Raw genomic sequence first — 3,768 nt, 5'->3', positions numbered from 1 at the left:
GCGCGGGCGGCGGGCCGGGCGCGGAAGGACCGGGCGCAGGCGGCGGGGCTGGCGCGGCGGACGGCGCCGGCGGGGCCTCGGGCATCGGCGGGGCGTCCGGCTTGCGGACGGCGGCGAACCGCAGCCGCACGTAGTCGGCCACCCAGCCGGACTCGCGGCGAAGCGCCGGCGCGGCGAGGTCGTTCACCCGGGTGAGCAGCGGCTCGACCAGCTCCGGCGGGACGTCGGCGAGGGCGCGCGCGGCGTAGGCGCGGACCCAGTCGGCGGCGCCGTTCGGCCCCTCGGTCATCTGGCTGGGCCGCTCGGCGTGCTCCAGCAGCCGCAGCGAGAAGCCCGCCTCCTCCAGCTTCGTCGCGTACTCGGCCGGGCTCGGGAAGTACCAGGGCAGTTCGGGTTCGCCGAGGCCGAAGACGCGCCAGGCGGTCTGCATCGCGGCGACCAGTTCGGCGCAGTTGCCCTCGCCGCCGAGCTCGCCGACGAAGCGGCCGCCGGGCCGCAGCGCCGCGTGCACCTGCGCGATGACCGCGTCCGGGTCGCGGGTCATCCAGTGCAGCGCCGCGTTGGAGGCGACGGCGTCGCAGGTCTCGGCGATGGTGAAGGTGTGGGCGTCGCCCAGCATGAAGGAGATGCCCGGGTTCAGCGCGCTCGCCTGCGCGACCATGTCGGGGTTGCCGTCGATGCCCAGCACCTCGGCCCCCCGGGCGGCGATCTCCGCGCTGAACGCCCCGGTTCCGCAGCCGAGGTCGATGATCCGTTCGCCGGGCTGCGGGTCGAGCAGGTCGACCAGGGGCGCGCCGTGCGCGGAGACGTACCCGAAGGCGGAGTCGTACGTCACGGCCCAATTCACTGTCGTAATTTATCGGACATGGGTTCGGTAGGTGCGGGGATCCCCCCGGTCAGGCGTCCCGGGTGACCCGCGTCACGGGAACGCGTCCCGTATCGTCCGGGCCATGAAGAAGCCCGATGTCGTGCGGATCGTCGGCACCGAGCGGCCGGACGGCCTGGCCCTGCGCACCGCCGGCCTGATCGAGCACGGGCTGCCGGAGCTGAGCGCGGAGGGCCTGCCGCCCTACCTCGGCCAGGGCTGGGCGCGCGTCCTCGGCGAGGCGGCGCGGGTGTTCGCCGCGTCCCGCGACTACCCGATGGAGCTGACGCTCCCGCCGGACGTGCTCGTCCGCCTGTGGCCGGACCAGCACGGCGGGATCATGCTGCTGCCGCCCGCCGACCACGTGGGAGGCCTGGACGAGTGGCGCCGCGACGTGCTGCTGCGCATGTTCCCCGCCGCCCGGAGCTGACCCGCGCCGCCCGACTTACTAGAATCGAATTCCAACTCAAGTTGGGCACGAGAAGGGGACGACGCACGTGGCCTACGCCGAGATCGAGTACCAGGTTCAGGACGGGATCGCGACGGTCACCCTGAACCGCCCGGACAAGATGAACGCCTACACGTTCACGATGCGCAACGAGATGCTCGACGTCTTCGACCGCATCGACGCCGACGACGACGTCCGGGCCGTCGTGGTGACCGGCGCGGGCCGCGCGTTCTGCGCCGGCGCCGACCTCAGCGGAGGCGGCGACACCTTCGACAAGGAGAAGTCGAAGAACATGTTCGCCGGCGAGGAGGACGTCCTGGAGGACGGCACCCCGCGCGACGGCGGCGGCACGGTCGCGCTGCGCATCGCGCGCTGCCTCAAGCCCGTCATCGGCGCGTTCAACGGCGCGGCGGTCGGCGTCGGCGTCACGATGACGCTCCCGATGGACGTCCGGCTGGCCAGCGAGAAGGCCAGGTTCGGGTTCGTGTTCGCGCGCCGCGGCATCGTCACCGAGGCCGCCTCCAGCTGGTTCCTGCCGCGCATCGTCGGCATCGCGCAGGCGATGGAGTGGGCCGCGACCGGCCGCGTGTTCGACGCGCAGGAGGCCCTCGCCGGCCGCCTCGTCTCCCGCGTGTACGCCCACGACGAGCTGCTCCCCGCCGCGTACGCGCTCGCCGGCGAGATCGCGGGCAACACCTCGGCGGTGTCGGTCGCGACGATCCGCCGCCTCATGTGGTCGGGCCTGTCGACCCCGTCCCCGTGGGACGCGCACCGCGCCGACTCGCACCTGATGGCCGAGCTGGGCGGCGGCGCCGACGCCCTCGAAGGCGTCACCTCGTTCCTGGAGAAGCGTCCCGCCGCGTTCCCGATGCGCGTCACCAAGGACCTCCCGCCGAGCGTCCCCGACTGGCCCACCCGCTGACCCGCGCCTGACACGCGCCGAGTGCCGCCCTCACGGCCCGTGAGGGCGGCACTCGGCGCGGGTCAGGGCCGCTGCCCCGGACGGTCGACGACCGTCGTCACCTCGACCGCCTGCTCGTCGGCGACGGTCCCGGCGCGGATGACGGGCGAGGGGCCGCCCCTGACCGCTGGACGCTTCGCAAGGGCCTGGGCTTTGACCGCCACGAACCGCCGCCCCAGGTAGTCGTACGTGCCGGACGCCAGCACGAACTCCTCGCGCATCCCGTCCGGACCGGTGCGGGAGACGGCCGTGCCCGCACGCCCCATCGCGTCCTTCGTGCCCTCCTTGACCTGGACGCCCGGGATCTCGGCCAGGGCCCGGAAGATGGTCGCCCGCCCGGACGGCGGCGCCGACGGTCCCTGCCCGAGGAAGTCGACGAGCCTGCCGAACACCCACTGGTCCCGGCCGTCCGCCGTGCTGAAGAGGCGGTGGTGCTGCTCGGCGTTGTAGGCGTCCGCGCGCCGGTCCATCCTCGCCAGCAGCGCGGACGGGGCGCCGGGCAGCGCGCGCAGGTAGTCGTACCACTGCGCGGGTGAGCGCTCCTCGCTGTCGCCGTCCGGCTTCACGTCCGTGACGACCAGCCGCGGCTTCTTGCCCGGCGTCTGGTCGTACCGGGCGGTCTTGAGCCCGTCGAACCGCACCCAGCTCTCCATGTGCTGCACGAAGGACGGGGCGTCCGGCTGCCCGGCCTGGAAGGTCCTGGTGTAGACCCACTGGTGCGATCCGGGCCGGTGGTCGGGCCGGGCCCCGGTGGCCGTCGCGGCGCGCTCCAGCACCTGCGTGGCGCTCACCGGACGCGTGGCGACCGGCGGCGGCGGGTCCCCGCCGCCCGTGACGACCGCGGTGACGGCCGCCGCCCCGGCCGCGGCGGTCCCCACCGCCAGCCCGACCCGCCAGACCGGCATGCGGTGGCGCGGACGAGCCGCCGCCCGGACGAGCCGCTCCCGGCCGGGCGCGACCCGGTCGCGTCCCGGCTCGGGCACCTGCGCGCGGAACGCGCCGACTTCTTCGAGATCGTTCATTCGTCCGTCCCTTCCTGGACGTTCGTCGGATCGGACCCGCCGAGCGCCTCCCGCACCTTCCGGCGCGCGCGGTTCAGCCGGGACCGCACCGTCCCGACCGGGATCGACAGCGCCTCGGCGACCTGCTGGTACGACAGGTCCGCCCACGCGACGAGCAGCAGCACGTCCCGGTCGCGCGCCGGCAGGTCCGCCAGCGCGCCGGCGAGCCGCCGCGAGACGGCCGCCGCGCTGACCCGCGCGTCCGCCCGGTCGATGGCGTCGGTCACCGGGTCGGCGCCCGTGCGCGCCAGCGCCTGCAGCATCCGCGTCTCCGACCTGCGGTGCTTGCCGATGAGGTTCGCCGCGATCCCGTACAGCCAGGGCCGCGCGTCCGGCCGGGCCAGGTCGTAGCGGCCGCGCCGGCGGAACGCGGCGAGGAACGTCTCGGCGACGACGTCGTCGGCCGCTTGGTCGCCGAGCCGGCGCGCGGCGT

5 protein-coding genes are annotated in these 3,768 nt (G+C 74.8%); 2 read left to right on the top strand and 3 right to left on the bottom strand.

All coding sequences use genetic code 11. The features are described 5' to 3' along the window. The coding region (locus ABD296_RS27050; protein WP_344272848.1) for a class I SAM-dependent methyltransferase at window positions 1–847 on the bottom strand (847 nt) is incomplete at its 3' end. Between the two features lie 103 nt (window positions 848–950). Between ABD296_RS27050 and ABD296_RS27045 the strand changes: the two genes are divergently transcribed. Then, entirely contained in the window at window positions 951–1,295 is a 345-nt protein-coding gene (locus ABD296_RS27045; protein WP_344272846.1) for a hypothetical protein, read from the top strand. 67 nt (window positions 1,296–1,362) lie between these two features. Then, window positions 1,363–2,235: a crotonase/enoyl-CoA hydratase family protein gene (locus ABD296_RS27040; protein ID WP_344272842.1), complete on the top strand. Its 873-nt coding sequence runs from the start codon at window positions 1,363–1,365 to the stop codon at window positions 2,233–2,235. 62 nt (window positions 2,236–2,297) lie between these two features. Here the strand turns inward: ABD296_RS27040 and ABD296_RS27035 are convergent, their stop codons facing one another. Both ABD296_RS27035 and ABD296_RS27030 read right to left on the bottom strand, forming a co-directional pair. Next, complete coding sequence (locus tag ABD296_RS27035) at window positions 2,298–3,296, bottom strand: CU044_5270 family protein (RefSeq protein WP_344272839.1); 999 nt, start codon at window positions 3,294–3,296, stop codon at window positions 2,298–2,300. Further along, on the bottom strand, window positions 3,293–3,768 hold a 476-nt coding region (locus tag ABD296_RS27030; protein WP_344272836.1), incomplete at its 5' end, for an RNA polymerase sigma factor. The genes ABD296_RS27035 and ABD296_RS27030, both read right to left, overlap by 4 nt.

Source organism: Actinomadura napierensis, from assembly GCF_039529375.1.
In the GTDB taxonomy this organism is placed as follows: Bacteria; Actinomycetota; Actinomycetes; order Streptosporangiales; family Streptosporangiaceae; genus Spirillospora; species Spirillospora napierensis.
Note: the sequence above shows the minus strand (reverse complement) of the source record. Positions and strands in the feature narration are given on the sequence as shown.

Bases quoted from the DNA above. Each gene is read 5' to 3' on its own strand.
- ABD296_RS27045 (WP_344272846.1), top strand. From the start codon at position 951: ATGAAGAAGCCCGATGTCGTGCGGATCGTCGGCACCGAGCGGCCGGAC.
- ABD296_RS27035 (WP_344272839.1), bottom strand. From the start codon at position 3,296: ATGAACGATCTCGAAGAAGTCGGCGCGTTCCGCGCGCAGGTGCCCGAG.